This is a genomic window from Synechococcus sp. WC101 (assembly GCF_047461555.1).
GTDB lineage: Bacteria > Cyanobacteriota > Cyanobacteriia > Thermostichales > Thermostichaceae > Thermostichus.
Genome location: NZ_JANSHG010000275.1, coordinates 1 through 1,705, shown reverse-complemented (window position 1 = coordinate 1,705; position 1,705 = coordinate 1). Strand labels below are relative to the sequence as shown.

The following is a 1,705-nucleotide window of genomic DNA, read 5'->3' as shown; positions in this document are numbered from 1 at the left end:
ATGCAGGGTAGCCGCCTCATTGTTGCTCTAGATACCGCTTCTTGGGAGCAGGCCCTGAAGTGGGTGGATCGCCTGCCCCAGGTGCTGTGGTGGAAGGTGGGCCTGGAGCTGTTTACGGCTGTTGGCCCTCAGATTTTGCAGGCCCTTAAGGAACGGGGCAAGCGCATTTTTCTCGATTTAAAGCTGCACGACATTCCCCACACAGTGGGGCGGGCCGCTCAGGTGGCCGTTGGTTATGGGGTGGATCTGCTCACCGTTCATGCCGCTGGCGGCAGTGCCATGTTGCGGGCAGCAGTGGCCGCCACCCAGGGCAGTTCTTGCCGGCTGTTGGCAGTTACTCTTCTCACCAGCCTTGGCCCCGACCAGGTGCGGCAGGAGTTGGGCGTTGAACGAGATCCCGGCGACTATGTGTTGCAGTTGGCGCGGCTAGCTCTGGATCAAGGCGTGAGCGGGCTGGTCTGCTCCCCCCAGGAAGTGGGACGGCTACGGCAGGCTTTGGGGCCGGAGGTGCTGCTGGTAACCCCAGGGATCCGCCTTGGGGATCCAGAAGCGGAGGACGACCAGCGGCGGGTCTGCACCCCCGCGGCAGCGCTGCGGGCGGGGGCCGATTATTTGGTGGTGGGCCGCCCCATCACGGCGGCTGCGGATCCCGTTTCGGCCTGGCAACGCTTTCAAGCTGTAGAGGAAGCGATCGGCTGAGGATTGGGGCAATGCCGTTCCTAGGCTGGTGTAGCCGGCGAAGAAGACAAGCGGGCGGGTATCTTTTCCCCCACCCCGCCCGAGGGGGGTGGCGGATAGGTTTGTCGGCGGCTTTGGGGTTGTGCTGCCTTACTGCCACAGCAGCCAGAGGAGAAGTTTGTGCTGCCGATCCGCAAACCTGGGCTGAAGCCCTGACAGAGCAGTTGCCCTTGTTTCTCAATTTGGCCTTGAGCCGCGCCCGCTCAGACTTTCAGGTGGTGTTGGTGGGCCGGCCAGAGGCCGAACTCCTCTCTGCCGAGGAGCTGGCCCAGCTTCTGCCGGATAGCCCAGCCGCCTCGGCTTCCCAAGGCTTTCGCTTGTATTTCACCACGCTGGAGCGCCGCTTGGTTCTGCCCCAGCAGCCCGAGCGGGAGGATAACCCCCTAGCCGGTCGGCGCAGCGAAACCCTGCAACTGGCTTATGAAGCTTATGTGCTGCGGGCTACACCTAGGGATCCCTGGCAACTGGTGCGCCTGCAGGTTACCGGCGCCGGTGTTCCTGTCCGCGACGTCACCGAAGGACTGACCGCCCAAGCCATTCGTCGCTGGCAGGAGGCTGGGTGTCCCTTGACGGGCGATCTAGAGTTGACTAGGCCTACCCTATGAAGTTTCCCCCCGCCATGCCTCCTCAGGGCAAACGGCTGTCTCGTCCCTCTTTTCCTCAACTGAGCCTGTCCAGGGCGGACAAACGTCGGCACCACCGCCCAGACGGGCTCAGTTGGGTGAGCCACTGGCTGCTGTGGGGAGGGATGGGGTTGCTGCTGGGTCAGCGGCTCCGCTTTGTGGGGCAACCGGCTCAGATGCTGTGGTGGCGCGCTGTGCCCATCAGTGGCCCTGAGGGATCCCTGCCCCCTGTCCAAGCGGAACTGCCTCTCTACCATTCAATTGCAAACGGGCTACTGCCCTGGCTGGCTGAGGGAACCGGGATCCCCCCCGAAGGGATCCTGCGAGCTGTCTCGGCCCTGGCC

2 protein-coding genes and 1 pseudogene are annotated in these 1,705 nt (G+C 63.9%); all 3 read left to right on the top strand.

The genetic code is table 11. From position 1 onward, the window contains the following. A partial coding sequence (pyrF, locus tag NW809_RS12385; RefSeq protein ID WP_011430543.1) for an orotidine-5'-phosphate decarboxylase occupies nt 1-699 on the top strand: 699 nt, incomplete at its 5' end. A 101-nt stretch (nt 700-800) separates the two neighbouring features. Then, a complete protein-coding gene (locus tag NW809_RS12380; protein ID WP_414402279.1) occupies nt 801-1,343 on the top strand; it encodes a hypothetical protein in 543 nt (180 codons plus the stop codon). Next, nucleotides 1,340-1,705, top strand: a pseudogene (locus NW809_RS12375) (hypothetical protein); the annotation flags it as partial. The gene NW809_RS12380 and the pseudogene NW809_RS12375, both read left to right, overlap by 4 nt.